This is a genomic window from Streptomyces sp. NPDC025784 (genome assembly GCF_055558435.1).
Genome location: NZ_JBVHMN010000015.1, coordinates 221,286 through 247,231 on the forward strand (window position 1 = coordinate 221,286; position 25,946 = coordinate 247,231).

Genomic DNA, 25,946 nt, shown 5'->3' on the forward strand with positions numbered 1-25,946 from the left:
GCCCTCCCCCGGCCCGTCCAGTATGGCGAGCTATCTGCCGACCTTGTATGGTGCGGGGCGCGAGCCGGGGCCGAGCCGTGACATGGCGCGCAGAATGTGTTTGGGCGGGAGTTGCCAGCGCAGACGTGCGGGAACACAGCGCAGGGCGGTGCCCGTGACGCGCAGGTGCCGGGTCACCGAGGCCGGCGGCGGGGCGGGCCTGCCGTACAACTCGTGGGCGTACGGCGGCAGAGAGGCGTACGCCAGCTGTGCCACGCGCCGCCAGAGCACGGCGCGCGCCGGGAGCATCAGCGGGTGGACGGGCGGACGCCGCAGGAAGGCGTCCACCTCTTGGGCCTCGGGACCCGCCGCGAGCTCCGGAAGCATCGTGTCGAAGTAGGCGGCCAGCTCGACCCGGCTCGCCGGTACGTTTGCGGGGTCGAGCCCTACCAGTCGCGCGCTGACCAGGTGTTCGGCGACGTACCGGTCGGCCTGCTCGTCCGTCAGCCGGAAGCCGGAGCGCCGCAGCACGTGGAGGTAGGAGTCGATCTCGGCGCAGTGCACCCACAGCAGCAGTCCGGGTTCGTCGACCGGGTGGCGCGCCCCCGTGCCGGGATCGGTGGTCGTGAGCATGCTGTGAATCTTTCGTACCCTCGCCCCTGCCTTCTCGGCAGCCTCACCGGTGCCGTACGTCGTCGTGCCGACGAAGTCCGCGGTGCGCATCAGCCGGCCCCAGGCGTCGCGCCGGAAGTCGGAGTTCTGCGTCACCCCGCGCACGACGCGCGGGTGCAGGGCCTGGAGGTACAGCGCGCGGATGCCGGCGACCCACATCATCGGGTCGCCGTGCATCTGCCAGGTCACGGAGCGGGGACCGAAGAGTCCCGGGTCGCCCGGGAACGTGCTCTCCACCGTGTCAGGCTAACGCCGGACCCGGGGCATCCCCAGTCCGATCCACGAGATGATCTCGCGCTGGATCTCGTTGTTGCCGCCGCCGAAGGTGAAGATCACCGCGGAGCGGTAGCCACGTTCGAGCTCGCCGTGCAGGACGGCTCCCGCGGAGCCCTCCTTGAGCACCCCGGGCGCGGCGACGATCTCCATCAGCCAGGCGTACGCGTCGCGGCGCGCCTCGGAGCCGTACACCTTGACCGCGGAGGCGTCCTGCGGGGTGAGGGTGCCCTCCTGGACGGCGTTCACCATCTTCCAGTTGAGCAGTTTCATGGCGTCGAGCCGGGTGTGGGTCTGCGCGAGCCGGCGGCGCACCCACGGGAGGTCGGCGACGCGGCGGCCGTCGGTGAGCTTGGTCTCCATGGTCCAGCGCTGCACGTCGTGCAGGGCCCGGATCGCCATGGTGCCGTGCGCGGCGAGCGTCACGCGTTCATGGTTGAGCTGGTTGGTGATCAGCCGCCATCCCTTGTTCTCCTCGCCGACCCGGCGGGTGACGGGGACCCGGATGTTCTCGTAGTAGCTGGCGGTGGTGTCGTGCGAGGCGAGTGTGTTGATCAGCGTGCACGAGTAGCCGGGGTCGGAGGTCGGCACCAGGAGCATGGTGATGCCCTTGTGGGGCGGCGCGTCGGGGTCGGTGCGGACGGCGAGCCAGACCCAGTCGGCGGTGTCGCCGTTCGTCGTCCAGATCTTCTGCCCGTTCACGACGTAGTCGCCGTCGCCGTCGCGGACCGCCTTCGTCTTCAGCGCGGCGAGGTCGGTGCCGGCGTCGGGCTCGCTGTAGCCGATCGCGAAGTCGATCTCGCCGGAGAGGATCCTGGGCAGGAAGTGGGACTTCTGCTCCTCCGTCCCGAACTGCATGATCGTCGGGCCGACGGTGTTGAGGGCCATCAGGGGCAGGGGCACGCCCGCCTGGGCCGCCTCGTCGAAGAAGATGAACTGTTCCATGGGGGTCAGCCCGCGCCCGCCGTACTCCTCCGGCCATCCGACGCCGAGCCAGCCGTCCGCGCCCAGACGTCGGACGGTCTCGCGGTAGAAGCGCTTCTGCGAGGCGGGATCGGCGTACCGGGCGTAGGCGTTGTCGGGCACCAACTGGGCGAAGTAGTCGCGCAGTTCGGTGCGCAGACGCTGCTGCTCCGGCGTGTATTCGAGATGCACGGCGCCTCCTGTTGCCCGGTGCCCGAGCTGGTTCTCCCGGCTGGTCGGCGCACAGAGTAGAACGTGTTGCAGAACTTGGGAATGCTGATGACGCGTCAGAGGAATTTCCCGTGCTCCCCTTCGGCGACCACCGCCACTCCTTCCCCGGGGCCCGATCACCGGGCCCTGGGGCCTCTCGGCCGATCACCGTCTCTCCGGCGCCTCTTGTCCGATCACCGGGCCCCGGGCCCGTTCGGCACGCACCGCCACCACCACGGCACCGGCGATCATCACCGCGCCGAGCGGGAGGCCGCGTGCCCCCCGTGCCGCCCTTGGCCCGCGCCGCCGACGACAGGGAGATCGACGAGCACTTCGACGTCGGCCTCACGGCGCTGCTGGACGGCTTCGAGCTGCTGATCCGGCCGGCCTGACGTCCGGTGCACGCAGGAGGGCGGCCCCGGTCGAGGACCGGGGCCGCCCTTCCGTCACCGCTCAGTGGGCCACGGGAGTCGCCCCCGCGGTGACCTCCTGTCGGCCTCCGGCGGCCGGCTTAGGCGCCAGCACCCGTTCGGCCAGGAACCCGAAGACGAGCCCGAAGGCGGTCCACAGGGTCAGCTGGATGGCGAGGGCCGCGAGCCGGAACTGCCAGAGCAGGGTGCCCGAGAAGTCCTTCGGAACCTCGTTCACGGCCGGCAGGAACGCGTAGGCGAGACCGATCGTGAGGACGAAGAACGCGCCCCCCGCGATCGTCGCGTTCCAATTGCCCAGGCGCGGCGCGAGGCGCTTGCCCAGGATCACGGTCGCGACGGCCAGCAGCACGCTGAGCACCATCATCAGGAAGTACAGGGTCGTGCGCTTCCCGATGGTGTCGGGATCGCCGACCGACGGCGGGTTGGCCGGGTACTTCAGGAACGGCACGACATAGACCGCGAGCAGGCCCGCCACCGACAGCAGCAGCGCGCTCGCCCGCGGCCCGAAGCGGCCGATCCTGCCGAGCGCGAAGCAGTACGCGAGAGCGGCGATACCGCCGAACGCGACCCCGTAGACGAGGACGCCGGTGGCCAGGCCGCCGGTGGACTGCATCGTGCGGGACACCGCTTCCACGCCGTGCTCGTGCGCGTGGGAGTGCGCCTCTTCGTAGCCGATCGCCGAGTCGACGCGCGGCTCGCCCAGGAAGTAGGCGACGACCAGGGCGAGCAGGCCCGCGGCGAGTCCCGCGAGCATGCCACGCACCAACAGGTTTCTTACGATTGCGGAATTCATCGGCTCGTACGTCCCGTGGTCGTCAGTGGCACGGGAAGCCGAGCAGGTGGCGGGCGTCGTGGACCCACTCGTGGACGTTCTCGCCGGACACGACTGCGGTGGCGCCCTGTTCGGCGCCGACGAAGTAGAGCAGGACCAGCATCAGGATGCCGAAGAAGACCGCCCAGGGGGCGATCGCGCCGATCGGCAGCTTGGCGGGTACCGCGGTGGGTGTGGCGGTCGGCTGAGCGACGGACTGCGCCATGGGGCAGAACCTCCTGGGGAACTCGCGTCCCATTCCGGTGGTGCACTGGACGACAGCCGCGGGTCTGACTTGCCCTGCCCTCACCGCCCCTGGCGAGGGGGGGTCGTGCTGGGCTTACAGTGGCGCGACCGTGCCGGATTTCCACCGGGCTTCCGCCGAGCCGTCGTCGATTTCGACGCGACGGTACCGCGTCGGCGGGTTCCGGCCAAGGGCGCACGGGGGAGCACGGGGTGCGCCCCCACGGACCGGGTGTGCGGCGGATTCCCTTGCCCCATAAGGCTTTTCGGGCCGGCGGACACCACGAGAACCCATGAGAGTGAGGACATGACAAGTCGAGTGATCTTGATCTCAGCCGCGCTGGGCGCCGCACTGCGCGAGGCCCGCTTCGACGACGGACGTCCGCTCGACGCGTCCGGACTGCGGCTCGCGCGGGCGGCTGCGGGACAGCTGCCGGCCGCGGAGCGGCAGTGGGTCTCCCCCGCCGTGCGCTGTCGTGCGACCGCCGACGCTCTCGGTCTCGAAGGCGCCCCGGACGCACCGGAGTTGGCCGGTCTCGACGTGGGCCGCTGGCGCGGTGCGACTTTGGCGGAGGTGAGCGCGCAGGAGCCCGAGGCGGTGGCGGGCTGGCTGGCCGACCCCGGGGCCGCGCCGCACGGCGGCGAGTCGGTACGGGCGTTCTGCGACCGGGTGGCCGGCTGGCTGGACGGCACCGCGCAGGCGTCGGGCCGGACGGTCGCCGTGGTGGAGCCGGAGGTCGTACGGGCCGCGCTGGTGCGGGTTCTGGGTGCGCCGGACGCGGCCTTCTGGCGCGTCGACGTACCGCCCCTGACCGCCACGGAGTTCAGCGGGCGATCGGGGCGCTGGAACGTACGCGCGGGGCGTCCACTGGCGGAGCCGGGCTGATGCGCCGGCCGGAATTCCGGTCGCCGGCCGATGTTCCGGTCGTCCGCCGGAGTCCCAGGCATCCGCCGGAGTTCCCGCCGTCCGCCGGAGTTCCAGGCATCCGCCGGAGTTCCAGGCATCCGCCGGAGTCCCAGGCATCCGCCGGAGTTCCCGCCGCCCGCCGGAGTCCCAGGCATCCGCCGGAGTTCCCGCCGCCCGCCGGAGTCCCAGGCATCCGCCGGAGCGCCGTTCCCGGCCCGGACGTTCCGGTCCCGTCCCGTCGTGCCGCTCCCACCCGCGCCCGGGCGGGCCGGCGGACGGCTTCGCGCGGCGCTCGGCCCACAGCGTCCCGCACGGCGCGCGGCGCCGGACGGCCCCTGCCGCCCTCAGCCCAGGACCGCGAGGAAGTCCGCACACGCCTGCGCGCACGCACGGCACTCCTTCGCCGCGTCCCGCGCACCGTCGTACTCGTCGAAGACGAGGGCGCCCTCCAGGCAGACGTCGCGGCACCATTCCACCTGGGAGCGGACAGCGGCCTCGTCCCGGTGCGTCCCCTCGGACAGCACCAGGCAGGTCGCGTCGCACACTTCCGTGCACTGGATGCCCTTGCGGCGTACGCGATCCTGCTCCTCGGGCCCGTCCGGATCCATGAGGCTCGCGCGCAGCGCACAGACCCTGGCGCACTCGGTGCACGCCTGGGCGCAGGCGAAGCGGTCCTCCAGGAACCGGATGAGCTCCTGCCGGGAAGTCGTCGATGTCACCACGCGCGGGTAGCCGCGCGCCTTCGCGTCAAACCCGTCCGCGGCGTCCGGAACACGGCCCTGTGCGCCCGGTGCACACCGGGCCGCCCGACGTCACGCGCCGGCCGCCTCCTGGGCGATCCGGTCGAACTGGGCTCCCATCGCCTCGGAGAGCGCCTGGGCGGCGGACAGCGGGCGGACCATGACCATGAAGTCGTCGATCTTCCCGTCCTCGTCGAAGTGGAGGAAGTCGCAGCCGGTGATCTTCTTGTCGCCGACCTTCGCCTCGAAGACGAGCGCGTGGTCGCGGCCGTCCGCGCCGCCGATCTCGCGGACGTAGTGGAAGTCGGTGAAGACGCGCGTGACGCCGCGGAGGATGGCCGCGGTGATCGCCTTCCCGGGGTAGGGCTTGAAGGCGACGGGGCTGTGGAAGACGACGTCGTCGGACAGCATGTCCTCGACCGCGGCGAGATCACCGGCCTCCACGGCCTTGCGGAAGGAATCCATCACGCCCACCTCATCCTCATATCCATACTCAACAAATTGACTATTCGTCGATCACACTAGCCATGCGACGGGGCGCCGTCCAGCCTCGGCGGTCGTTCAGCCACCCCCCGGAGCGGCCGTGGTGCCGCGCACCACCAGATTTGGAGCGATGACGGTCTCCTCCCCCCGGCCGGTCTCCTCCCCCGGGCCAGGCCCCTCGGACGACCGGCCGCCGGAGGCCGCATCGCCCTCCAGACGTGCGAGGGCCCGGCCGACCGCCTCCCCCGCGAGCCGGGGGATGTCCTGGCCGACGGTGGTGAGGTCGATGTGCGCGAGGCGTGACAGACGGCTGTCGTCGAAGCCCACGACGGAGATGTCGCCGGGCACCGGGACGCGGGCACGCAGGAAGATGTCGAGGACACCGGTGGCACAGCGGTCGTTGAAGGCGAGGACTGCGGTGGGGCGGGAGCCCGCGTCGAGCAGGGCGTGGGCCGCGGCGGCGCCGTCCTCCTCGGTCGGTCCGCCCGGCAGGACCCGGACCCGGTCGCCGAGACCGTGCCGGTTCATGGCGGTGCGGTAGCCGCGGCGCCGGTCGGCGGCGCCCGGTGCCCGGCCGCCGTCGATGTGCGCGACGTCGCGGTGGCCGAGTGCGACGAGGTGGTCGACGGCCTGGCGTGCACCCTCGTCGTCCGCGGTACGCACGACATGCACCCCCGCGGCGGGCGGGCGCAGCCGCCGGGCCACGGACACGACCGGTACCTGGGCGGCGAGTTCCGCCAGCCGGGCGGCCGGGACTCGTGGACCGAGCAGGATCAGCGCCTCGCAGCGGTCCGCCAACAGGGCTTCCACCGCCTGCCGTTCGCCGCGGCTCGGGGCGACGGCACTGAGTGAGAGCTGGTAGCCGGCCGGCTCGGCGGCGGCGTACAGCCCCTCCACCAGGTCGGTGTGGAATGGTTCCTGGAGGCCGAACTGCACGCCGAGCAGGCGCGAACGGCTGCTGCGCAGCAGGCGGGCGCGCGCGTCGGGCCGGTAGCCGATCTCCCGCGCCGCCCCGAGCACGCGCTCGCGGGTGGCGGCACCGGCACCCTTGGTCCCGCGCATCACGATGGAGACCAGGGCGACGGACACCCCCGCCCGCTCCGCGACGTCGGCGAGGGTGGGCCGCTTCCCGCCCGGACCCGAGGAGCTCGGAGGCACGACTGCCCTCCCTGTTCGGCATGGCTTCCCGTTCGGCACGGCTTCCCGACGAGATCGTAGACCAGCGCCGAACGCACTGGTCGGAGGTACTGCAACGTTCTAGTTCACCGCGCCCGCGACACCTTGACAAGGGGCTCGGCCGCTGGCGTACTGCTGCTCCGGGACTAGAACGTTCTAGCAACGCGAGAGCCGGAAGGCGGGCGACGGACGATGTACACGCTGGCGGTCTGTGCCGAGATGGTCTTCGGGGAGCTCCCCGTCCACGAGCGGGCACGACGCATCCACGACGCCGGTTTCCAGGTCGAGATCTGGGACTGGACGCGGCACGATCTGACCGCCCTCGTGCGGAGCGGGGCGGCCTTCTCGTCCATGACCGGTTACGTCCGCGGAAATCTGACGGACCCGGACGGCGCGGACGAACTGCTGCGCACCGCCGCGGAGTCGGTGCGGGCCGCGGAGCGCCTCGGCTGCCCCCGGCTCAATCTGCACGGCACCGGCCTGGACGGTGAGGGCCTGCCGGTGACCGCGGTGACCGGCGAGGCCACCGGTCCGATGTGGATCGCCGCCCGGCGCACGCTGAGCCGGGTCGCGGACCTGGGCGAGCGCTCCGGGGTGGTCTTCACACTGGAGAACCTCAATACCGCCGTGGACCACCCCGGTGTGCCCTTCGCGAAGGCCTCCGACACGCTGGCCCTGGTGGCGGCCGTGGACCGGCCTGGGCTGCGGATGAACCTGGACCTGTACCACGCGCAGATCGGCGAGGGGAATCTGATCGAACTGGTCCGCCGCGCCCACGGCCTGGGACTGATCGGGGAGATCCAGGTGGCGGACGTGCCGGGCCGCCACGAACCCGGAACCGGGGAGATCAACTACCCGGCCGTCGCGGGCGCCCTGACGGACCTCGGATACGACGGCACGGTCGCCCTGGAGGCCTGGGCCTCCGAGGACGGCGACCTCGCGCTGGAACGCTTCCGGACCGCCTTCACCCCCTGACGGCGCCGGCACCCGAACCGCCGAACCGCCGAGTCGCCAAATCGTCGAGTCGCTGAATCACCGAATCGCCAACCGACGTACGGAGATGCCGTATGACCACGCAACAGCCCCTCGCCGTCGGCCTCGTGGGCGCCGGCCGGATGGGCGCCTTCCACGCCGAGACCCTCGCCCACCGACTGCCCGGCGTCCGCCTCGCCGCGGTCGCCGACCCGGCACCCGGCGCCGCCCGACGCCTGGCCGACCGGCTCGGCTGTACGACGACGTACACCGAGATCGCGGGGCTGCTCGCCGACCCGCGGATCGAGGCCGTGGTGCTGGCCGCTCCGGCGCGCACGCACGCCGATCTGGTCGTGGCGTCGGCCCGCGCGGGCAAGGCCGTCTACTGCGAGAAGCCGATGGCCGTCACACTCGCCGAGGCCGACCGTGCGACGGCCGCGGCCCGCGAGGCGGGCGTGCCTCTTCAGGTCGGCTTCAACCGCCGCTACGACAAGGGCTTCCGTGCCGCCCACGACAGGATCGCGGAGGGCGGCATCGGCACCCCGCAGCTGCTCCGCTCGCTCACCCGCGATCCGAAGCTCGCCGATCCGGCGCCCGTCCCGCCGTGGACGATCTTCCTGGAGACCCTCATCCACGACTTCGACACCCTGCGTCATCTCAACCCGGGGGCCGAGGCGGTCGAGGTCTTCGCGCTGGCGGACGCGCTGGTGCGCCCCGATTTCAAGGAACGCGGTCTGCTCGACACCGCCCTCGTCACCATCCGCTTCGACAACGGCGCCCTCGCCACCGCCGAGGCCAGTTTCCAGGCGGTGTACGGCTACGACGTGCGCGGTGAGGTCTTCGGATCGGCCGGCATGCTCACCATGGGCGACCTGCGCCGTACCCACCTGACCGGCTACGGCCCGCGGGGCCTCACCGCCGAGTGCGTCGGCTACGACCAGGACCTCTTCCACGACGCGTACGTGGCGGAGATCGCCGACTTCACCGACTGCGTCCGCCGCGGGGGCACCCCGGCGGTCACCGGCGAGGACGCGCGCGCCGCCCTCGCCATCGCCCTGGCGGCGGTCCGGTCGGTCTCCGTCCGGGGACCCGTCCGGCTCGACGAGCTCAAGAGCGACTGACCCGCGCGGTCGTGCCCCGGACTTCGAGCACGGGGTCGGCGAGGACGAGCGACGCGGGGCGGGCCGGATCGGCGATCCGGTCGAGCAGGCGCTGCGCGGCGCGGCGGCCGACGTCGTGGCCGGCGTTGTCCACGGTGGTGAGCCACAGGTGCCGCAGGCGCGCGAGGTAGGTGTTGTCGTAGCCGACGAGGGAGAGGTCGCGGGGCACCTGGAGGCCGAGCTCCTCGGCGGCCGAGAGTGCGCCGACGCAGGCCATGTCGTTGAACGCGAAGACGGCGGTGGGCCGTTCGCGTGCCGCGAGCAGCCGGACCATGGCCCGGTAGCCACCCTCCTCCGTCAGGTCGCCCTGCTCCACGACCGCCTCCCGGTCGAGCCCGTGCTCGCGCATGACGGTCTCGAAGCTGCGGCGGCGCAGTTCACCGACCGTCCCTTCCCCCGCGATGTGGGCGACGCGGTGGTGTCCGAGGCCGAGGAGGTGCTCGGTGGCGAGCCGGGCGCCGCGCTCGTCGTCGTTGGCGACGATGTCCACGCCGGGCAGTTCGGGTTCCCGTGCACCGGCCACCACCGTGGGGACCCGCGCCGCCGCGGCCCGCAGCGCCTCGGAGGGCGGGAGGGTGCCGACGGCGATCAGGCCGTCGACGCGCAGGTCCATGAACGTGCGGGTGAGGTCCTCGCCGAGGCGCCGGTTGAGATGACCGTCGGCGAGCAGCGTGTGCAGACCCGAGTCGTGCAGCCGGGAGTTCAGGCCGTCGAGCAGTTCGACGAACCAGGGGTTGCGCATGTCGTTGAGCAGCACGCCGACGGTGCGGGTGCGGCGCTCGCTGAGGCTGCGGGCCGCGGCGTTGGTGCGGTAGCCGAGTTCCTCGACGGCGGCCAGCACGGCCTGCCGCTTCTCCTCGCGGACCTGGTCGGAGCCGCGCAGCACGAGGGAGACCAGCGACTTCGACACCCCGGCCCGCTCGGCGACGTCACGGATCGTCGGCGCTCTCATGGTCTGGACCGTTCCACAGCGGTGTCGAGCTTGTCAAAGGGTGGCAGGAGGGTTGACACGTGCACTGATGGAGCTCAGTGTGAGGCCGGAAGGGTTTTGGACCGGTCCAAAGAGGGGCAGTCATGGTGCGTACGCTCGGCGTTGCGGTCGTGGGGTTCGGCTGGATGGGACGGGTGCACACCCAGGCCTACGCACGCGTGCCGCACCATTTCCCCGGTCTCACGCTGCGGCCCGAACTGGTCGCCGTGGCGGACGAGGTGCCGGGCCGCGCCGAGGAGGCGGCCGCGCGGTACGGCTTCGCCACGGGCACCCGCGACTGGCGTACGGTCGCCGCCGACCCGCGCGTCGAGGCGGTGAGCATCGCCGCGCCGAACTTCCTGCACCGAGAGATCGGCGTGGCCATGGCCGAGGCCGGCAAGCACATCTGGATCGAGAAACCGGTGGGGCTCACCGCCGCGGACGCCCGCGCGGTGTCGCAGGCGGCGGCCAAGGCGGGGGTGCAGGGCACCGTCGGCTTCAACTACCGCAACGCGCCCGCCGTCGCCGCCGCCCGCGAACTGATCTCCTCCGGCGAGATCGGCGCCGTCACCCATGTCCGCATCCGGCTCCTCAGCGACTACGCCGCACACCCTGAGGGGGCGCTGACCTGGCGCTACGAGAGGGAGCGCGGCGGCAGCGGCGTCCTGGGCGACCTGGCCTCGCACGGCGTGGACCTGGCCCGGCACCTGCTCGGCGAGATCGAGGCGCTCACCGCGGACACCGCGGTCTTCCTGCCGCGACGGGCGCGTCCGGCGGGGGCCACGGCCGGCCACGCGCGCGCGACGGGCGGCGAACTCGGCACCGTGGAGAACGAGGACTACGTCAGCTGTCTGCTGCGCTTCGCCTCCGGCGCCCGGGGCGTGCTGGAGGCGTGCCGGGTCTCGGTGGGCGAGCAGAACAACTACGGCTTCGAGGTGCACGGCACCCGGGGCGCGGTGTTCTGGGACTTCCGCCGCATGGGCGAACTCGCGGTCAGCCGGGGCACGGCCTACCAGGACCAGCCGGTCAGCACGGTGTACGTGGGTCCCGGACACGGCGAGTACGCCGCCTTCCAGCCGGGCGCGGCCAACAGCATGGGCTACGACGACCTCAAGGTCATCGAGGCGCACCACTTCCTGCGGTCCGTCGAGGACGGCACTCCGTACGGGGCGACCCTCGACGACGCGGTGCACAGCGCGGAGACACTCGACGCGATGGCACGCTCCGCCGAGCGGGGCGCCTGGGTGACCCTCGCCTGACCGGATCCCTGCGGGGCAGGGGGGCTGCGCCTCCCGAAGAGGGCCCCAGGAGGAGCGGGCACCTCGCGTCCGCGAAAACCCGTTGGAGCGACGACGGCAGCGGTGATTAGGGTCGCGTCATGAGTACGCGCACCTTCCGCATCACCGTTCGCGGTGTCTTCGACAGGCTCGGCACCGACCAGCGGGCCGAACTCCTGGCACGGGCCGCCGAGCACGACGTCCTGCGCGCGGCGTTCACCCCCGAGGGTCACCTCAGCTACGACATCGCCGCACGCCCCGCCTTCACCTTCCGCTTCCTCGACTCGGGGGAGGCCGAGGAGGACATCCTGGAGGCGACCGAACGCGCCGAGGAAGCCGCGAGGGCATGGCTCGACGAACGCGGATACGGCCACAAGAACCTCAGGTCGCAGGCCGAGGACCTGTCCCAGGCGCCGCTGGGCAAGCGGCAGCGCCGTGAGGCCGCCCGCAAGGGCGTCTGAGCCCGGCTCCGCGGCCCCGGGCGTACGGCGTCGCACCACCCCGCGCAGTCCCCCGTGTCCGGTGCCGGACGGATAGCCACGCGCGCCGGCCGCCCGTTCGCCTGCCACCGTGCTCCGCGTCCGGTGCCTCCCGGCGTTCCGTGCTCAGGGCCGGACGAGCAACTGGAACTCGAAGGCGTACCCCGAGGCGCGGTAGATGTGGGTGCCGTACTCGACCGCGCGGCCGGTGTCGTCGTACGCCGTGCGCCGCATGGTGAGCAGGGCCGCGCCCGCCGGTTCGTCCAGGCGTTCCGCTTCGCCGTCGCCGGCCGAGCGGGCACCGACCGACTGGCGGGCGCTGTGCAGGGTGATGCCGGCGGCACGCATCATGCGGTACAGCCCGGTCGACTCCAGCCGGGCGGTGTCGAGGTCCAGGAGTCCCTCGGGGATGTGGTTGCACAGGACGGCCACGGGCCGCCCGTGGGTGAGGCGCACTCGTTCCAGACGGTGGACTCCGCCGCCCTCCGCGATGCCGAGGGCGGCGGCGACCTCGGCGTCCGCCGACTCGACCGCGTTGTGCAGGACGAGGGTCGTGGGGCGCTGACCCGCGCTCTCCAGATCGTCGTAGAGGCTGGTGAGTTCCAGCGGGCGCTTCACCTGGCTGTGCACGACCTGTGTGCCCACGCCGCGCCGGCGGACCAGGAGTCCCTTGTCGACCAGGGTCTGGATGGCCTGGCGGACGGTGGGCCGGGACAGGCCGAGGCGTCCCGCGAGTTCGACCTCGTTCCCGAGCAGGCTTCCGGCGGCCGGTGTGCCCCGCTGGATCGCCGCCTCCAACTGCCGTGCGAGCTGGTAGTAGAGCGGCACGGGACTGTTCCGGTCGAGCGTGAAGTCGAGGTCCGCGGGTGGGACGGCGGTCGCCGCCCGCGGGGATCCGGCGGCCTGCCGGGTTCGCCCCCTTGGCATCGTGTCCTCCTGACGGTCGGTCCACCGGGCCCCGGTGCGGGGCCCTTGGGCGGCGGGGAGTTCAGAGGTGGTGCCGACGGTCGGCGACCCGACGGTCGTAGCGTTCACGGGCGCGCACGGCGGGTTCGCGCGAGGCGACCTCCGCGACGGGCACGTCCCACCAGGCCTCGGCCGCCGGGGCGGTGGGCGCCGGGTCGGTCTCGACGTACACGCAGGTCGGCCGCTGCGATCCGCGCGCTTCGGCGAGGGCGTGGCGGAGTTCGCCCACGGTCTTGGCGCGGAGGACGTCCATGCCGAGGCTGGCTGCGTTGGCGGCGAGGTCCACCGGGAGCGGGTCGCCGGAGAAGGTGCCGTCGGGGGCGCGGTAGCGGTAGGCGGTTCCGAAGCGTTCGCCGCCGGTCTCCTCGGACAGGCCTCCGATGGAGGCATATCCGTGATTCTGGATCAGCACCAGGTTGACGGGCAGGTGCTCCTGGACGGCGGTGACGATCTCGGTGGGCATCATCAGGTACGTGCCGTCGCCGACCAGTGCCCAGACCGGGGTGTCCGGCGCGGCCTGCTGGACTCCGACGGCGGCCGGGATCTCGTAGCCCATGCAGGAGTAGCCGTACTCCAGGTGGTACTGGCGCGGGCCGCGGGCCCGCCACAGTTTGTGGAGGTCACCGGGCAGTGATCCGGCCGCGTTGACGATCACGTCGTCATCGCCGACGACGGAGTCCAGGACGCCGAGGACCTGTGTCTGGGTCGGGACCGCGTGCTCGTCCGGCGCGTGGAAGGCCCCCTCGACGATCTCCTCCCAACGGCTTTTGCCCTCGCGGTACTCGGCCTCGTACGCGGGGTCGACGCGGTGCCCGGCGAGGGCCGCGGTCAGCGCCTCCAGGCCGGTGCGCGCGTCGGCCACCAGGGGCCGGGCGGCGAGCTTGTGGGCGTCGAGGCCGGTGATGTTGAGGTTGACGAAACGGACGGCGGGATGCTGGAACAGCGTCCGGGACGCGGTGGTGAAGTCGCTGTAGCGGGTGCCGACGCCGATGACCAGGTCGGCGGTGCGCGCGACGGCGTCGCAGACGGCGGTGCCGGTGTGGCCGATGCCGCCGAGGTCGGCGGGGTGGTCGTGGCGCAGCGATCCCTTGCCGGCCTGGGTGGAGGCGACCGGGACTCCGGTGGCGTCGGCGAACGCCAGGAGGGCGTCCTCGGCCTCGCTGTGGTGCACTCCCCCGCCCGCGACGAGGAGGGGGCGCCGGGCGGCGCGGATCGCCCGTACGGCCTCGGCGAGTTCGGCCGGGTCGGGCGCGGGACGGCGTACCGGCCACACGCGTTCCGCGAAGAACGCCTCGGGCCAGTCGTGGGCCTCCGCTTGGACGTCCTGGGGCAGCGCGAGCGTGACGGCGCCGGTCTCGGCGGGGTCGGCCAGGACCCGCATGGCGCTCAGCACGGACGGGATCAGTGCCTCCGGGCGCGTGATCCGGTCGAAGTAGCGGGAGACCGGGCGCAGTGTGTCGTTGACGGAGACGTCGGCCTCGACGGGGTGTTCCAGCTGCTGGAGCAGTGGATCGGCGGAGCGGGCGGCGAAGTAGTCGCCCGGCAGGAGCAGTACGGGCAGCCGGTTGATCGTCGCGAGGGCCGCGCCGGTGACAAGGTTGGTGGCGCCGGGGCCGATCGAGGTGGTGACGGCCTGGGCGGAGAGCCGGTTGAGCTGGCGGGCGTGGGCGACGGCAGCGTGCACCATGGCCTGCTCGTTGCGCCCCTGGTGGAAGGGCATGGTGTCCTCGCCGGCCTCCAGGAGGGCCTGGCCGATGCCGGCCACGTTGCCGTGTCCGAAGATGCCCCAGGTGCCGGCGATCAGCCGATGGCGTACGCCGTCGCGCTCGCTGTACTGGACGGACAGGAAGCGCACCAGGGCCTGGGCGGTCGTCAGGCGGCGCGTGGTGGGGCTCATCGGGACCTCTCCGGGGCGGTGTAGAGGGGCAGTCGTGGGTCTACGGGCTGCTCGGGCCAGGTGTCGCGGATCCAGGCGTGGTCGGGGTGGTCGCAGATCAGCCAGGCGCGCTCGGTGCCGGGTCCCGCCATGACGTTCAGGTAGTACATGTGGTGGCCCGGCACGGCCATGGACGGTCCGTGCCAGCCGTCCGGGACGAGGACGACGTCCCCGTCGCGGACCTCGGCGAGCACGTCCGTCCCGCGTCCGTGTCCGGAGGGCGAGACGCGGTGGTAGCCGAGGCCCGGCGTGCCCCGGTGGCCGGCGAACTCGAAGTAGTAGATCTCCTCCAGTTCGGACTCGGTGCCCGGCCGGTGCTCGTCGTGCTTGTGCGGAGGGAAGGAGGACCAGTTGCCGCCGGGGGTGATCACCTCGACCGCGATGAGGCTGTCGCACTCGAATCCGTACTCCGGGCCGGCTCCGGCGGGGGCCGCGGCGGCGAAGTTGTTGACCTGCCGGGAGCAGGTGCCGCTGCCGCGCAGTTCGACCGGCACGTTCGAGGCGGGGCCGTACCGTGCGGGCAGCCGGCGGGTGCAGCGGGCACCGGTGAGCGCGAACCGTCCGCCGCCCTCGGAGACGATCGAGACGCGGGCGTCGCGAGGCACGTACGCGAAGTCGGTGACGCCGCTGAAGACATCGGCCCGGCCGGTCAAGGGGAACGTTTCGCCGTCGACGGAGACGGTGCACCCGCCGGACAGCGGCAGCACGATCCACTCGCTGTCGCCGGTGTCGAGGCCGTGCGTGCCGCCGGGCGGCAGTTCCAGCACGCGCAGGCTGGAGTGGCCCCAGCCCGCCGACTCGGGGTTCACGTCCACGGCGTAGGCGCCGGTCGCGGCCTTGCCCGCGGGAAGATGGTGCGCGGTGGTCATCGGGCAGCTCCTGCAAGGGGGTTGGGCGGATGGCTCGGGCAAGGGGTTCGTACGGGTGGCTCGTGCGCCGGACCGGGCCGGCGTCTCGCCCACGGGACCGGGCGTGTGGCGCTCATCCACGGGACCGGGCGAGTGACTCGTGCGCAGGGCATCAAACGGGTTGTTCCTGGGCGGAGTTCAGGCAGCGACTGCCGCGCAGGGCCGACGGGAGGCTGCCGCGAGGAGGTTCAGAGCAGCCCGACCGCCGTGTCCACCGCGGTCTCCACGCTGCCCTCGGCGGGATACAGCAGCGACCGGCCGACGACCATGCCCTGGACGGTGGGCAGCCGCAGGGCCTTGCGCCATCTCTCGTAGGCGCCTTCCTGGTCCCCGGCCACGTCTCCGCCGAGCAGTACCGCGGGCAGGGTGGACGTCTCCAGTACCTGGGCCATGTCGTCGGGGTCGGTGGTGACCGGGAGTTTGAGCCAGGTGTAGGCGGAGGTGCCGCCGAGCCCCGAGGCGATGGCTATGGAACGGGTGACGGCCTCGGCGCCGAGGTCGTTGCGGACCGTGCCGTCCACCCGGCGCGAGACGAACGGCTCGACGAACAGCGGGAGTCGGCGGGCCGCCATGTCGTCGACGGCACGGGCGGTGCTCTCCAGGGTCTCCAGCGATCCCGGGTCGTCGTGGTCGATGCGCAGCAGGAGCTTGCCGGCGTCGAAGCGGAGCCGTTCGATGTCCTCGGCGCGGTGGCCGGTGAAGCGGTCGTCCATCTCGAAGGACGCTCCGGCGAGCCCGCCGCGGTTCATGGAGCCCATCACGACCTTTCCGTCCAGGACGCCGAGGAGCAGCAGGTCCTCCAGGATGTCGGCGGTGCCGAGCACTCCGTCCACGCCGGGCCGTGACAGCGCGACGCAGAGGCGTTCGAGGAGGTCCGCGCGGTTCGCCATGGCGAGCCGGTGACCGCCGACGCCGAGCGCGCCGCGGGCGGGGTGGTCGGCGGCGACGATCATCAGCCGGCCGCTGTCGCCGATGAGCGGGCGGCGGACACGGCGGGCGGCCGCCTCGGCGACGGCCTCCGGGTGCCGGGCGCGCACCGTGACGAGGTCGGGGATGCTGATACTCAAGTCGGGCTCCGTTCGGGGGTGGCCTCGGTCAGCCGCGCGCGAGAAGGTCCTCGACCTCGGACTCGGTGGGCATGGCGGAGGAGCAGGCGAGCCGGGACGCGACGATCGCGCCGGCCGCGTTGGCGTACCGGATGGTCTTCTCCAACGGCAGGCCGGCCAGCAGGCCGTGGCAGAGCGAGCCGCCGAACGCGTCTCCCGCGCCGAGGCCGTTGACGACCTCGACGGGTACGGGCGGGACCTCGGCGACGGTGCCGTCGCCGTGGACGGCGAGGACTCCCTCCGGGCCCTGTTTGACGACGGCGAGTTCGACGCCCGCGTCGAGCAACGCCTGGGCGCAGGCGCGAGGTTCCCGGACGCCGGTGGCGATCTCGCACTCGTCGAGATTGCCTACGGCCACGGTGGAGTGGCGCAGGGCCTCGGCGTAGTACGGGCGCGCGGAGTCGGGGTCCTTCCAGAACATGGGACGCCAGTCGAGGTCGAACACGGTGATCCCCGACTTGCCGCGCGCTTTGAGCGCGGCGAGCGTGGCCGAGCGGCTGGGCTCCTCGCTGAGGCCGGTGCCGGTGATCCAGAAGACGCGTGCCGCGCGGATGGCGAAGAAGTCCAGTTCGTCGGTGCGGATCTCCAGGTCCGGTGCCTTGGGCTGCCGGTAGAAGTACAGCGGGAAGTCGTCGGGCGGGAAGATCTCGCAGAACGTGACCGGTGTGGGGTACGCGTCCACCGGTGTGACCCAGCGGTCGTCGACGCCGAACTCCTTGAGCGCCTGGTGCAGGTAGCCGCCGAAGGGGTCCTGACCGGTGCGGGTGATCACCGCGGTGCTCCGGCCGAGCCGTGCGGCGGCGACCGCGACGTTGGACGCGGAGCCGCCGAGGAACTTTCCGAAGGACTCGACCTGCGCGAGTGGAACACCCGTCTGCAGGGGGTAGAGATCGACGCCGATGCGTCCCATGGTGATGAGGTCGAAGGAATCAGCGGACTCAGGCATGCGTGACGCTCCTGATGCGTGGGATGCGGGCCGACGGGGCGCCCGATGCCTCTTAGGTGTAGGACCCTCCGTTCTCCCCTGTCAAGAGTATGTACGGACATTCGGACCTGCTCCTGAAATGATGTCTTAACAAAGTATTGACAGGCGGGTGCAACAGGGACTTGTATCCCGTCCCAACGAAGCAGCCGCGGCACCACCACACGACCCGGACCCCTCGGTCCGGGCCCCGCTGGGTCTTGCGCCCCGCGCCGTCCCCTTCCCTTTCCCCCGTCGCACAGTGAGGTGCTGGAAAGATGGACCGCACGTTTCACGCCCGTTCCCGCAGAATCGCCCCGCTCGTAGCGGTGGCGGCGGCATCCGCCCTCCTGGTCGCCGGCTGTTCCAGCAGCTCGGGCGGCAAGAAGGCGGAGGAGAGCAGCGCCAACGGGTCGGCCGGCAAGGCCAACACGCCCCAGATGACGGTCGCGCTGGTCACGCACCAGGCCCCCGGCGACACGTTCTGGGACATCGTCCGCAAGGGTGCGGAGGCCGCGGCCGCCAAGGACAACATCAAGCTCGTCTACTCCGCGGACCCGAACGCGGGCAACCAGGCCAACTTCGTCCAGAACGCGATCGACCAGAAGGTCGACGGCATCGCCATCACCCTCGCCAAGCCGGACGCCATGAAGAACGTCGTGGGCAGGGCGAAGTCGGCGGGAATACCCGTGGTCGGGCTCAACTCCGGTGTCAGCGACTGGAAGAAGCTGGGCCTGATGTCGTTCTTCGGCCAGGACGAGACGGTGGCGGGCGAGGCGCTCGGCAACAAGCTCAACGCGGAAGGCGCCAAGAAGGCCGTCTGCGTGATCCAGGAGCAGGGCAACATCGGTCTGACCCAGCGCTGCGACGGCGTGAAGAAGACGTTCAGCGGCACGACGGAGACGCTCTACGTCAACGGCACCGACATGCCGTCCGTGAAATCGACGATCACCGCGAAGCTCAAGCAGGACAAGGCCATCGACTACGTCGTCGCCCTCGGCGCCCCCTTCGCGCTGACCGCCGTGCAGTCGGTGGGCGACGCCGGCAGCAAGGCGAAGATCGCCACCTTCGACCTCAACAAGGACCTGACCACGGCCATCGGCAAGGGCACCATCCAGTTCGCCGTCGACCAGCAGCCCTACCTCCAGGGCTATCTGGCGATCGACTCCCTCTGGCTCTACAAGAACAACGGCAACTACAGCGGCGGCGGTGAGCAGCCGACCCTGACCGGCCCGGCCTTCGTCGACAAGAGCAACGTCGACGCCGTCGCCAAGTTCGCCTCGAAGGGCACCCGGTGATGAGCATGGCCCAACAGGCTGAGCCGGCGGTGACCACACCGCCGGCCCCCGGCCCCAAGGAGACCGACGGGCGGACGGCGCAACGCCCCCTGGCGCTCAGGCTGCTCGCCCGCCCCGAGGTCGGCGTCTTCCTCGGCGCGGTCGCCGTGTTCGTCTTCTTCCTCGCGGCGGCGCCGTCGGTCCGCTCCGGCAGCTCGATGGCGACCGTGCTCTACCAGTCGTCGACGATCGGCATCATGGCCCTGCCGGTGGCCCTGCTGATGATCGGCGGCGAGTTCGACCTGTCCTCCGGCGTCGCCGTGATCACCTCGGCGCTCACCGCGAGCATGCTCAGCTACCAGCTGACCATGAACGTCTGGGCCGGCGTGATCACCGCCCTCGTGGTGTCACTGGCGGTCGGCGCGTTCAACGGCTGGATGATGGTCCGCACCGGGCTGCCGAGCTTCCTCGTCACCCTCGGCACCTTCCTGATCCTGCAGGGCGTGAACCTCGCGATCACCAAACTGGTGACCGGTAACGTGGCCACCGACGACATCAGCAACATGGACGGCTTCGGCCAGGCACGGAAGATCTTCGCCTCGTCCTTCGACGTCGGCGGCGTCCAGGTGAAGATCACCATCGTCTGGTGGCTGGTCTTCGCCGCGCTCGCCACCTGGGTGCTGCTCCGCACCAAGTACGGCAACTGGATCTTCGCGGTCGGCGGCAACCAGGAGAGCGCCCGCGCGGTCGGCGTGCCGGTGACCTTCACCAAGATCACGCTGTTCATGACCGTGGGCTTCGGCGCCTGGTTCGTGGGCATGCACCAGCTGTTCTCCTTCAACACCGTGCAGTCGGGCGAGGGCGTCGGCCAGGAGCTGATCTACATCGCCGCCGCGGTGATCGGCGGCTGCCTGCTCACCGGCGGCTACGGCTCCGCGATCGGCCCGGTCTTCGGCGCCTTCATGTTCGGCATGGTGAACCAGGGCATCGTCTACGCCGGTTGGAACCCCGACTGGTTCAAGGCCTTCCTCGGCGTGATGCTGCTCGGCGCCACGCTCGTCAATCTGTGGGTCCGCCGCACGGCGACCCGGAGGTGAACCGACTCATGACCACCGAAGGTTCCGGCCCCTCCGGCTCCGTACTCCAGGACACACCGGCCGACGACGGCACCGGCCCGATCGTCGAACTCCGCGCCGCCGGGAAGTCGTACGGCAACATCCGCGCCCTGCACGGTGTCTCCCTCACCGTCCGCCCGGGCCAGGTCACCTGCGTCCTCGGCGACAACGGCGCAGGCAAGTCCACCCTCATCAAGATCATCTCCGGACTGCACCAGCACACCGAGGGCGAGTTCCTCGTCGACGGGCGGCCGGTCCGCTTCGGCAGCCCGCGCGAGGCACTCGACGCCGGCATCGCCACCGTCTACCAGGACCTCGCCACCGTGCCGCTCATGCCGGTCTGGCGGAACTTCTTCCTGGGCTCCGAGATGACCCGCGGCCCCTGGCCGGTACGGCGCCTCGACATCGCGCGGATGAAGCGGACCGCCGACCAGGAACTGCGCAACATGGGCATCGTCCTGGACGACCTGGACCAGCCCATCGGCACACTGTCCGGCGGCCAGCGCCAGTCCGTGGCGATCGCCCGCGCCGTCTACTTCGGCGCCCGCGTGCTCATCCTCGACGAGCCGACCGCGGCGCTCGGCGTCAAGCAGTCCGGCGTCGTCCTCAAGTACATCGCCGCCGCCCGCGACCGCGGACTCGGCGTCATCTTCATCACCCACAACCCGCACCACGCCTACATGGTCGGTGACCACTTCAGCGTCCTGCGGCTCGGCACCATGGAGCTCAGCGCGGACCGCGACGAGGTGGGCCTGGAGGAGCTCACCAACCACATGGCGGGCGGCGCCGAACTCGCCGCACTCAAGCACGAACTGGCGCAGGTACGCGGCGTCGACGTCGAGGGGCTCCCGGAAGCCGAGGACCTCCAGGCCGCCGCCCCCGTACCGGCCACTCCGGAAGGGACCTCCTGACATGACCCAAGCCCTGGACCGCATCCGGGTCGGCTCGGCCCCGGACTCCTGGGGCGTCTGGTTCCGCGACGACCCGCACCAGGTGCCCTGGGAACGCTTCCTGGACGAGGTCGCCGAGGCGGGCTACTCCTGGATCGAGCTCGGCCCCTACGGCTATCTGCCGACCGACCCGGCCCGGCTCGCCGACGAGGTGACCGCGCGCGACCTGCGGGTGTCGGCCGGGACGGTCTTCACCTCCCTGCACCACGGGCCGACCGTGTGGGACGCCACCTGGGAGCACGTCGGCCAGGTCGCCGCGCTCACCCGCGCCATGGGCGCCCGGCACCTGGTGGTCATCCCCTCCTTCTGGCGCGACGACAAGACCGCCGAGCTCCTCGAACCACGGGAGCTGACCGCCGAGCAGTGGGCCCATCTGACGAAGGGCATGGAACGGCTCGGTCACGAAGTCAGGGAGACGTACGGTCTCGACATCGTCGTCCACCCGCACGCGGACACCCACATCGACACCGAGGCCCACGTCGAGCGCTTCCTCGACTCCACCGACTCCGACCTCGTCAACCTGTGCCTGGACACCGGGCACTACGCCTACTGCGGCGGCGACAGCGTCAAGCTCATCGAGACCTACGGTGAACGCATCGGCTACCTCCACCTCAAGCAGGTGGACCCCGCCGTCCTCGCCGACGTCGTCGAGAACGAGGTACCGTTCGGTCCCGCCGTGCAGCGCGGTGTGATGTGCGAACCCCCCGAGGGCGTACCGGATCTGGAGCCGGTGCTGGACGCCGCGCAGCGACTGGGCGTCGACCTGTTCGCCATCGTCGAGCAGGACATGTACCCCTGCGAGCCGGACAAGCCGCTGCCCATCGCCGTCCGCACCCGCGCGTTCCTGCGCTCCTGCGGCGCCTGACCACCGGAAGGGACCACCGACCACCATGACCCAGCACGCAACCCTCGGGGTCGCCGTCATCGGCACCGGCCGGATGGGCGCCGACCACGTGCGCCGCATCTCCGAGGTGACCAGTGGGGCGCGGGTGAGCGCCGTCGTGGACATCGACGCCGAGCGGGCCAAGCAGCTCGCCGACGGCATCGCCGGCTGCACCGCGTACACCGACCCGGCCGCCGCGCTGGCCGCGGACGACGTCGACGCCGTGATCGTCGCCTCCCCCGGGCCCGCGCACGAGGCGGCTCTCCTCACCGCCTTCGAACACGACCTGCCGGTGCTGTGCGAGAAGCCGCTCACCCCGGACGCGGCGTCGGCGCTGCGGGTCATGGAGGCCGAACAGCGGCTCGGCCACCGGCGGGTCCAGGTCGGGTTCATGCGGCGCTACGACGCCGAGTACCTGAGGCTCAAGGCGCTGCTGGACAGCGGTGAGCTGGGCCGGCCGCTGATGCTGCACAACCGGCACCGCAACGCCGACGTGCTGCCGTACTTCACCGAGCAGATGCTCATCAACGACTCCGTCGTGCACGAGATGGACGTCGCCCGCTGGCTGCTGGACCAGGAGATCACCGCGATCACGGTGATGAAGCCGAGGCCCTCGGGCAACGCGCCCGAGGGCCTGTCCGACCCGCAGTTCGTCGTGTTCGAGACGGACGGGGGCGTCCTGGTCGACGTGGAGATCTACGCGAACTGCCGCTTCGGCTACCAGGTGCAGGCCGAGGCGGTCTGCGAGAACGGCACGGCACGCATCGGCGAGGCCCACGGGATGCTGATCAACACGGCCGGACGGTGGGGCGGTTCCATCGCCCCCGACTTCGTGGAGCGCTTCGTGGACGCCTACGACCGTGAGGTGCAGGCCTGGGTCGACGCCACTCTGCGCGGCGAGGTCACCGGCCCCAGCAGCTGGGACGGCTACGCGGCGGCGGCCGTCTGCGAGGCGGGGGTGCGTGCCCAGGCGGAAGGCCGCCGGACGGAGGTCGAGCTGATCGACCGGCCCGCGCTGTACCGCTGAACCGGCGGCCGTCCAGCCGGCGGCCGCCCCGACGGTTCTCGCGGCCTTCCCGGTACGGGACGACCGGTCGCGGTACCGGGGGCGCCGCTCGGGCACTGGCCGATCAGGCGTACGCGGCGCGGTGACACCGCTCGTCGTCCGCGCCTGCGGGCGGCCCCGGTGACACCGGCGCTCCGTCCTCGCCCCGCGCGCAGCCGGCGGGGCCGAACACGACTCGTCGGCACCGGAAGCGTCCGCCCACGTGACCATCACCAGGCGAGCGCCGATACTTCTGACTATGGACTGCCGATTGGCCATGGACTGTCGATTCAGCCCGTCCTCAGCGCTCCCCCGTCCGGCGGCCGTGCACCGCCGCCGGCGGCAGATCGGCGTCAGCCCCGCCGCGGTCCGCTTCCCGACGCCTCGAAGCACCCAGACCACACACCACCGCCGGCTCCTCCGAACTGGGCAGACACCCGTCGGAGGCACAGCTGCCAGGCCCACCAGGAGGTTTCCATGAAGATGCTCATCAACGTGGCGGAGACGGTGGTCGCGGACGCGCTGAGGGGCATGGCGGCAGCGCACCCGGAGCTGACGGTGGACGTCGAGAACCGGGTGATCGTACGGCGGGACGCCCCCGTGGCCGGCAAGGTCGGCCTCGTCTCCGGCGGCGGCTCGGGGCACGAGCCGCTCCACGGTGGTTTCGTGGGTCCCGGGATGCTCTCGGCCGCCTGTCCGGGCGAGGTCTTCACCTCACCGGTGCCGGACCAGATGGTGCGTGCCGCGGCAGCCGTGGACAGCGGCGCCGGCGTGCTGTTCATCGTCAAGAACTACACGGGCGACGTCCTCAACTTCGACATGGCCGCGGAGCTCGCCGAGGACGAGGGCATCCAGGTCGCGAAGGTTCTCGTCAACGACGACGTCGCGGTCACCGACAGCCTCTACACGGCCGGACGACGCGGTACCGGGGCGACCCTGTTCGTGGAGAAGATCGCGGGCGCCGCGGCCGACGAGGGCGCGCCGCTGGAGCGCGTCCAGTCGATCGCCCGGCAGGTCAACGAGAACTCCCGCAGCTTCGGCGTGGCCCTCAGTGCCTGCACGACCCCCGCCAAGGGCAGTCCCACCTTCGACCTGCCGCCCGGGGAGCTGGAGCTGGGCGTGGGCATCCACGGCGAGCCGGGCCGGGAACGGCGGGCGATGATGACCTCGCGGGAGATCGCCGACTTCTCGGTGCACGCGGTCCTGGAGGACCTCGAACCGCGCAATCCCGTGCTGGTCCTGGTGAACGGCATGGGCGCGACCCCGCTGATCGAGCTGTACGGCTTCAACGCGGAGGTGCAGCGGGTGCTGAGCGAGCGGGGCGTGCCCGTCGCGCGCACACTGGTCGGCAACTACGTCACCTCGCTGGACATGGCCGGCGCCTCGGTGACGCTGTGCCAGGTCGACGAGGAGCTGCTGCGGCTGTGGGACGCACCGGTGAATACGCCAGGACTGCGCTGGGGCGTGTGAACCCGGTCAACGGGCAGTCGGACGGAGGCAGGGGCGGTTCGGTGGGCCCGGTCGGCGGCGGTCACCAGCGGGCCGGAGAGAGCCGTCGAAACCTTGTGAAACCGGTCCACATGGAGCTGGGCGGAGGTGGCGGGACGGTAGGACGGCGAGACGTTGTGAGCTCGATTCACAGCCGAAGCGCCGTCGAGGTCCGGCCACCGACCGACCGCCTCATCACGCGGTCAACGCCCGGCCACGCCGCCGCGCCCCGCTCCGGCACCCGCACCCGCACCCGCACCCGCACCCGCACCCGCACCCGCACCCGCACCCGCATACATCGGCGCAGTCAATGTACGTACCAGGCAAGGAGACTCCGTGCTCGACGTCGACTTCTTCCGCCGTTGGATGACGGCGACCGCCGCGTCGGTGGACCGCGAGGCGCAGCGGCTCACCGACCTGGACTCCCCGATCGGTGACGCCGACCACGGCAGCAACCTCCAGCGCGGGTTCAACTCCGTGAGAGCCGCCCTGGAGAAGGAAGCGCCGGCCACGCCCGGCGCCGTCCTCGTACTCGCCGGACGGCAGCTCATCTCGACGGTCGGCGGAGCCAGCGGACCGTTGTACGGCAGCCTGCTGCGCAAGACCGGCAAAGAGCTGGGGGACGCCGTCGAGGTCAGCGAGGAGCAGCTCGCCCAGGCGCTGCGGGCCGGCGTCGACGCGGTCATGGCGCTGGGCGGCGCCACACCCGGCGACAAGACCATGATCGACGCGCTGGTGCCGGCGGTCGACGCCCTCTCCGAGTCGTTCGCCGCGGCGAAGGCCGCCGCCGACGAGGGCGCGGTCGCGACCACGCCGTTGCAGGCACGCAAGGGCCGGGCGAGCTATCTGGGCGAGCGCAGCATCGGGCACCAGGACCCGGGCGCCACGTCCTCGGCATTGCTGATCGGGGCACTCGTGGAGGCGGCAGATGAGTGACACGGCGGAGAAGCTCGTAGGGATCGTGCTCGTCTCCCACAGCGCGGCCGTCGCCACGTCCGTCGCCGAGCTGGCGAAGGGGCTCGCGGGCGGCGGCACGACCGCTCCCGTCGCCCCCGCCGGCGGCACCCCCGACGGGGGTCTCGGCACGAGTGCGGAACTGATCGCCGCCGCTGCCGCCGCCGTGGACCGGGGCGCGGGGATCGCCGTCCTCACCGACCTCGGCAGTGCGGTCCTGACCGTCAAGGCCCTGCTCGCCGAGGGCGACGAGCTCCCCGACGGGGCGCGTCTCGTCGACGCCCCCTTCGTCGAGGGCGCGGTCGCCGCGGTGGTCACGGCGTCGGCGGGCGGGGATCTGGACGCGGTCGAGGCGGCGGCCGCGGAGGCGTACAGCTACCGGAAGACCTGACCGACCGGGGCGTCTCACGCTCGGCCCCGGCCTCCCGGCGTCCCTCCAGCCGGTCCGTCGACGCGCCCCGGGCGTCCCTCCAGCCGGGGCGGGGGGGGGGGGGGGGGGGGCCCCCCCCCCCCGCCGGGGGGGGCGGCGCCCCCCCGGGGGGGGGGGGGGGGGGGGGGGGGGGCGGGGGGGGGGGGGGGGGGGGGGGCGGGGGGGGGGGGGCCCCCCCGCC

26 protein-coding genes and 1 riboswitch are annotated in these 25,946 nt (G+C 72.0%); of the genes, 13 read left to right on the plus strand and 13 right to left on the minus strand.

Annotated features, from left to right (window positions below; all coding sequences use genetic code 11):
- Positions 1–30: 30 nt before the first annotated feature.
- The 4 genes from ACZ4IF_RS30465 to ACZ4IF_RS30480 all read right to left on the minus strand — a co-directional run bounded on the left by ACZ4IF_RS30465 (position 31) and on the right by ACZ4IF_RS30480 (position 3,565).
- Positions 31–828 (minus strand): oxygenase MpaB family protein, encoded by a 798-nt coding sequence (locus ACZ4IF_RS30465; protein ID WP_467568581.1) that lies wholly within the window; start codon positions 826–828, stop codon positions 31–33.
- Positions 829–897: 69 nt separating this feature from the next.
- A complete protein-coding gene (locus ACZ4IF_RS30470) occupies positions 898–2,079 on the minus strand; it encodes an acyl-CoA dehydrogenase family protein (RefSeq protein ID WP_467568486.1) in 1,182 nt (393 codons plus the stop codon).
- Positions 2,080–2,550: 471 nt separating this feature from the next.
- Positions 2,551–3,321, minus strand: coding sequence for a CbtA family protein (locus tag ACZ4IF_RS30475; protein WP_467568488.1), 771 nt, complete (start codon positions 3,319–3,321; stop codon positions 2,551–2,553).
- Positions 3,322–3,343: 22 nt separating this feature from the next.
- Positions 3,344–3,565 carry a CbtB domain-containing protein gene (locus ACZ4IF_RS30480; protein WP_028799529.1) on the minus strand — a complete coding sequence of 74 codons (222 nt, stop codon included), beginning with the start codon at positions 3,563–3,565 and terminating at the stop codon, positions 3,344–3,346.
- Positions 3,566–3,603: 38 nt separating this feature from the next.
- Positions 3,604–3,744: riboswitch (cobalamin riboswitch) on the minus strand.
- A 145-nt stretch (positions 3,745–3,889) separates the two neighbouring features.
- Here ACZ4IF_RS30480 and ACZ4IF_RS30485 point away from each other — a divergent pair.
- Complete coding sequence (locus ACZ4IF_RS30485) at positions 3,890–4,468, plus strand: histidine phosphatase family protein (protein WP_467568491.1); 579 nt, start codon at positions 3,890–3,892, stop codon at positions 4,466–4,468.
- A 365-nt stretch (positions 4,469–4,833) separates the two neighbouring features.
- On the opposite strand, the gene ACZ4IF_RS30490 is transcribed toward ACZ4IF_RS30485, so the two are convergent.
- The 3 genes from ACZ4IF_RS30490 to ACZ4IF_RS30500 form a co-directional block, all read right to left on the minus strand.
- The gene (locus ACZ4IF_RS30490) at positions 4,834–5,208 is read right to left on the minus strand and encodes a four-helix bundle copper-binding protein (protein WP_467568494.1); all 375 of its coding nucleotides are present in this window, start codon (positions 5,206–5,208) and stop codon (positions 4,834–4,836) included.
- Between the two features lie 93 nt (positions 5,209–5,301).
- Complete coding sequence (locus ACZ4IF_RS30495) at positions 5,302–5,694, minus strand: nuclear transport factor 2 family protein (protein ID WP_467568496.1); 393 nt, start codon at positions 5,692–5,694, stop codon at positions 5,302–5,304.
- 96 nt (positions 5,695–5,790) lie between these two features.
- Positions 5,791–6,870 (minus strand): LacI family DNA-binding transcriptional regulator, encoded by a 1,080-nt coding sequence (locus ACZ4IF_RS30500; RefSeq protein ID WP_467568498.1) that lies wholly within the window; start codon positions 6,868–6,870, stop codon positions 5,791–5,793.
- Positions 6,871–7,080: 210 nt separating this feature from the next.
- Here ACZ4IF_RS30500 and ACZ4IF_RS30505 point away from each other — a divergent pair, with 210 nt between their 5' ends.
- Positions 7,081–7,863, plus strand: coding sequence for a TIM barrel protein (locus tag ACZ4IF_RS30505; protein ID WP_467568500.1), 783 nt, complete (start codon positions 7,081–7,083; stop codon positions 7,861–7,863).
- Between the two features lie 92 nt (positions 7,864–7,955).
- A complete protein-coding gene (locus ACZ4IF_RS30510) occupies positions 7,956–8,981 on the plus strand; it encodes a Gfo/Idh/MocA family oxidoreductase (RefSeq protein ID WP_467568502.1) in 1,026 nt (341 codons plus the stop codon).
- Here the strand turns inward: ACZ4IF_RS30510 and ACZ4IF_RS30515 are convergent.
- Positions 8,968–9,972: a LacI family DNA-binding transcriptional regulator gene (locus ACZ4IF_RS30515; RefSeq protein ID WP_359490543.1), complete on the minus strand. Its 1,005-nt coding sequence runs from the start codon at positions 9,970–9,972 to the stop codon at positions 8,968–8,970. The two genes, ACZ4IF_RS30510 and ACZ4IF_RS30515, sit on opposite strands and share 14 nt — an antisense overlap.
- 122 nt (positions 9,973–10,094) lie before the next feature.
- Here ACZ4IF_RS30515 and ACZ4IF_RS30520 point away from each other — a divergent pair, with 122 nt between their 5' ends.
- Together ACZ4IF_RS30520 and ACZ4IF_RS30525 are read left to right on the plus strand one after the other, a co-directional pair.
- Positions 10,095–11,249, plus strand: coding sequence for a Gfo/Idh/MocA family protein (locus tag ACZ4IF_RS30520; RefSeq protein ID WP_467568505.1), 1,155 nt, complete (start codon positions 10,095–10,097; stop codon positions 11,247–11,249).
- 119 nt (positions 11,250–11,368) lie between these two features.
- The gene (locus tag ACZ4IF_RS30525) at positions 11,369–11,728 is read left to right on the plus strand and encodes a DUF6204 family protein (RefSeq protein ID WP_467568508.1); all 360 of its coding nucleotides are present in this window, start codon (positions 11,369–11,371) and stop codon (positions 11,726–11,728) included.
- Positions 11,729–11,872: 144 nt separating this feature from the next.
- On the opposite strand, the gene ACZ4IF_RS30530 is transcribed toward ACZ4IF_RS30525, so the two are convergent.
- The 5 genes from ACZ4IF_RS30530 to iolC all read right to left on the minus strand — a co-directional run bounded on the left by ACZ4IF_RS30530 (position 11,873) and on the right by iolC (position 17,608).
- Positions 11,873–12,673 carry a GntR family transcriptional regulator gene (locus ACZ4IF_RS30530; protein WP_467568510.1) on the minus strand — a complete coding sequence of 267 codons (801 nt, stop codon included), beginning with the start codon at positions 12,671–12,673 and terminating at the stop codon, positions 11,873–11,875.
- A gap of 61 nt (positions 12,674–12,734) precedes the next feature.
- Positions 12,735–14,609, minus strand: coding sequence for a 3D-(3,5/4)-trihydroxycyclohexane-1,2-dione acylhydrolase (decyclizing) (iolD, locus tag ACZ4IF_RS30535; protein WP_467568512.1), 1,875 nt, complete (start codon positions 14,607–14,609; stop codon positions 12,735–12,737).
- Positions 14,606–15,517 (minus strand): 5-deoxy-glucuronate isomerase, encoded by a 912-nt coding sequence (iolB, locus tag ACZ4IF_RS30540; protein WP_467568515.1) that lies wholly within the window; start codon positions 15,515–15,517, stop codon positions 14,606–14,608. Before iolB ends, iolD begins: the two co-directional genes overlap by 4 nt.
- Positions 15,518–15,744: 227 nt before the next feature.
- Positions 15,745–16,623 (minus strand): Cgl0159 family (beta/alpha)8-fold protein, encoded by an 879-nt coding sequence (locus tag ACZ4IF_RS30545; protein WP_359490555.1) that lies wholly within the window; start codon positions 16,621–16,623, stop codon positions 15,745–15,747.
- 28 nt (positions 16,624–16,651) lie between these two features.
- Positions 16,652–17,608 (minus strand): 5-dehydro-2-deoxygluconokinase, encoded by a 957-nt coding sequence (gene iolC / locus ACZ4IF_RS30550; RefSeq protein WP_467568518.1) that lies wholly within the window; start codon positions 17,606–17,608, stop codon positions 16,652–16,654.
- Between the two features lie 293 nt (positions 17,609–17,901).
- Here iolC and ACZ4IF_RS30555 point away from each other — a divergent pair, with 293 nt between their 5' ends.
- From ACZ4IF_RS30555 to ACZ4IF_RS30590, 8 genes are all read left to right on the plus strand, one after another.
- The gene (locus ACZ4IF_RS30555) at positions 17,902–18,921 is read left to right on the plus strand and encodes a sugar ABC transporter substrate-binding protein (protein ID WP_359490559.1); all 1,020 of its coding nucleotides are present in this window, start codon (positions 17,902–17,904) and stop codon (positions 18,919–18,921) included.
- A complete protein-coding gene (locus ACZ4IF_RS30560; protein WP_467568521.1) occupies positions 18,921–19,997 on the plus strand; it encodes an ABC transporter permease in 1,077 nt (358 codons plus the stop codon). Before ACZ4IF_RS30555 ends, ACZ4IF_RS30560 begins: the two co-directional genes overlap by 1 nt.
- A gap of 8 nt (positions 19,998–20,005) precedes the next feature.
- Positions 20,006–20,926: an ATP-binding cassette domain-containing protein gene (locus ACZ4IF_RS30565; protein WP_467568523.1), complete on the plus strand. Its 921-nt coding sequence runs from the start codon at positions 20,006–20,008 to the stop codon at positions 20,924–20,926.
- Between the two features lies 1 nt (position 20,927).
- Complete coding sequence (locus ACZ4IF_RS30570; RefSeq protein ID WP_467568525.1) at positions 20,928–21,830, plus strand: sugar phosphate isomerase/epimerase family protein; 903 nt, start codon at positions 20,928–20,930, stop codon at positions 21,828–21,830.
- A gap of 25 nt (positions 21,831–21,855) precedes the next feature.
- Positions 21,856–22,875, plus strand: coding sequence for a Gfo/Idh/MocA family protein (locus ACZ4IF_RS30575; protein WP_467568527.1), 1,020 nt, complete (start codon positions 21,856–21,858; stop codon positions 22,873–22,875).
- 495 nt (positions 22,876–23,370) lie between these two features.
- The gene (gene dhaK / locus ACZ4IF_RS30580) at positions 23,371–24,363 is read left to right on the plus strand and encodes a dihydroxyacetone kinase subunit DhaK (RefSeq protein ID WP_467568529.1); all 993 of its coding nucleotides are present in this window, start codon (positions 23,371–23,373) and stop codon (positions 24,361–24,363) included.
- 354 nt (positions 24,364–24,717) lie between these two features.
- Complete coding sequence (dhaL, locus tag ACZ4IF_RS30585) at positions 24,718–25,317, plus strand: dihydroxyacetone kinase subunit DhaL (protein WP_467568531.1); 600 nt, start codon at positions 24,718–24,720, stop codon at positions 25,315–25,317.
- A complete protein-coding gene (locus tag ACZ4IF_RS30590; protein ID WP_467568533.1) occupies positions 25,310–25,726 on the plus strand; it encodes a PTS-dependent dihydroxyacetone kinase phosphotransferase subunit DhaM in 417 nt (138 codons plus the stop codon). Before dhaL ends, ACZ4IF_RS30590 begins: the two co-directional genes overlap by 8 nt.
- Positions 25,727–25,946: the final 220 nt, after the last annotated feature.

Excerpts from the sequence above, each read along its gene's own strand:
- ACZ4IF_RS30465 (WP_467568581.1), bottom strand. The coding sequence starts at position 828 with ATGCACGGCGACCCGATGATGTGGGTCGCCGGCATCCGCGCGCTGTAC.
- ACZ4IF_RS30475 (WP_467568488.1), bottom strand. The coding sequence starts at position 3,321 with ATGAATTCCGCAATCGTAAGAAACCTGTTGGTGCGTGGCATGCTCGCG.
- ACZ4IF_RS30480 (WP_028799529.1), bottom strand. The coding sequence starts at position 3,565 with ATGGCGCAGTCCGTCGCTCAGCCGACCGCCACACCCACCGCGGTACCC.
- ACZ4IF_RS30485 (WP_467568491.1), top strand. The coding sequence starts at position 3,890 with ATGACAAGTCGAGTGATCTTGATCTCAGCCGCGCTGGGCGCCGCACTG.
- ACZ4IF_RS30495 (WP_467568496.1), bottom strand. The coding sequence starts at position 5,694 with ATGGATTCCTTCCGCAAGGCCGTGGAGGCCGGTGATCTCGCCGCGGTC.
- ACZ4IF_RS30505 (WP_467568500.1), top strand. The coding sequence starts at position 7,081 with ATGTACACGCTGGCGGTCTGTGCCGAGATGGTCTTCGGGGAGCTCCCC.
- ACZ4IF_RS30510 (WP_467568502.1), top strand. The coding sequence starts at position 7,956 with ATGACCACGCAACAGCCCCTCGCCGTCGGCCTCGTGGGCGCCGGCCGG.
- ACZ4IF_RS30515 (WP_359490543.1), bottom strand. The coding sequence starts at position 9,972 with ATGAGAGCGCCGACGATCCGTGACGTCGCCGAGCGGGCCGGGGTGTCG.
- ACZ4IF_RS30520 (WP_467568505.1), top strand. The coding sequence starts at position 10,095 with ATGGTGCGTACGCTCGGCGTTGCGGTCGTGGGGTTCGGCTGGATGGGA.
- ACZ4IF_RS30525 (WP_467568508.1), top strand. The coding sequence starts at position 11,369 with ATGAGTACGCGCACCTTCCGCATCACCGTTCGCGGTGTCTTCGACAGG.
- ACZ4IF_RS30530 (WP_467568510.1), bottom strand. The coding sequence starts at position 12,673 with ATGCCAAGGGGGCGAACCCGGCAGGCCGCCGGATCCCCGCGGGCGGCG.
- iolD (WP_467568512.1), bottom strand. The coding sequence starts at position 14,609 with ATGAGCCCCACCACGCGCCGCCTGACGACCGCCCAGGCCCTGGTGCGC.
- iolB (WP_467568515.1), bottom strand. The coding sequence starts at position 15,517 with ATGACCACCGCGCACCATCTTCCCGCGGGCAAGGCCGCGACCGGCGCC.
- iolC (WP_467568518.1), bottom strand. The coding sequence starts at position 17,608 with ATGCCTGAGTCCGCTGATTCCTTCGACCTCATCACCATGGGACGCATC.
- ACZ4IF_RS30555 (WP_359490559.1), top strand. The coding sequence starts at position 17,902 with ATGGACCGCACGTTTCACGCCCGTTCCCGCAGAATCGCCCCGCTCGTA.
- ACZ4IF_RS30560 (WP_467568521.1), top strand. The coding sequence starts at position 18,921 with ATGAGCATGGCCCAACAGGCTGAGCCGGCGGTGACCACACCGCCGGCC.
- ACZ4IF_RS30565 (WP_467568523.1), top strand. The coding sequence starts at position 20,006 with ATGACCACCGAAGGTTCCGGCCCCTCCGGCTCCGTACTCCAGGACACA.
- ACZ4IF_RS30570 (WP_467568525.1), top strand. The coding sequence starts at position 20,928 with ATGACCCAAGCCCTGGACCGCATCCGGGTCGGCTCGGCCCCGGACTCC.
- ACZ4IF_RS30575 (WP_467568527.1), top strand. The coding sequence starts at position 21,856 with ATGACCCAGCACGCAACCCTCGGGGTCGCCGTCATCGGCACCGGCCGG.
- dhaK (WP_467568529.1), top strand. The coding sequence starts at position 23,371 with ATGAAGATGCTCATCAACGTGGCGGAGACGGTGGTCGCGGACGCGCTG.
- ACZ4IF_RS30590 (WP_467568533.1), top strand. The coding sequence starts at position 25,310 with ATGAGTGACACGGCGGAGAAGCTCGTAGGGATCGTGCTCGTCTCCCAC.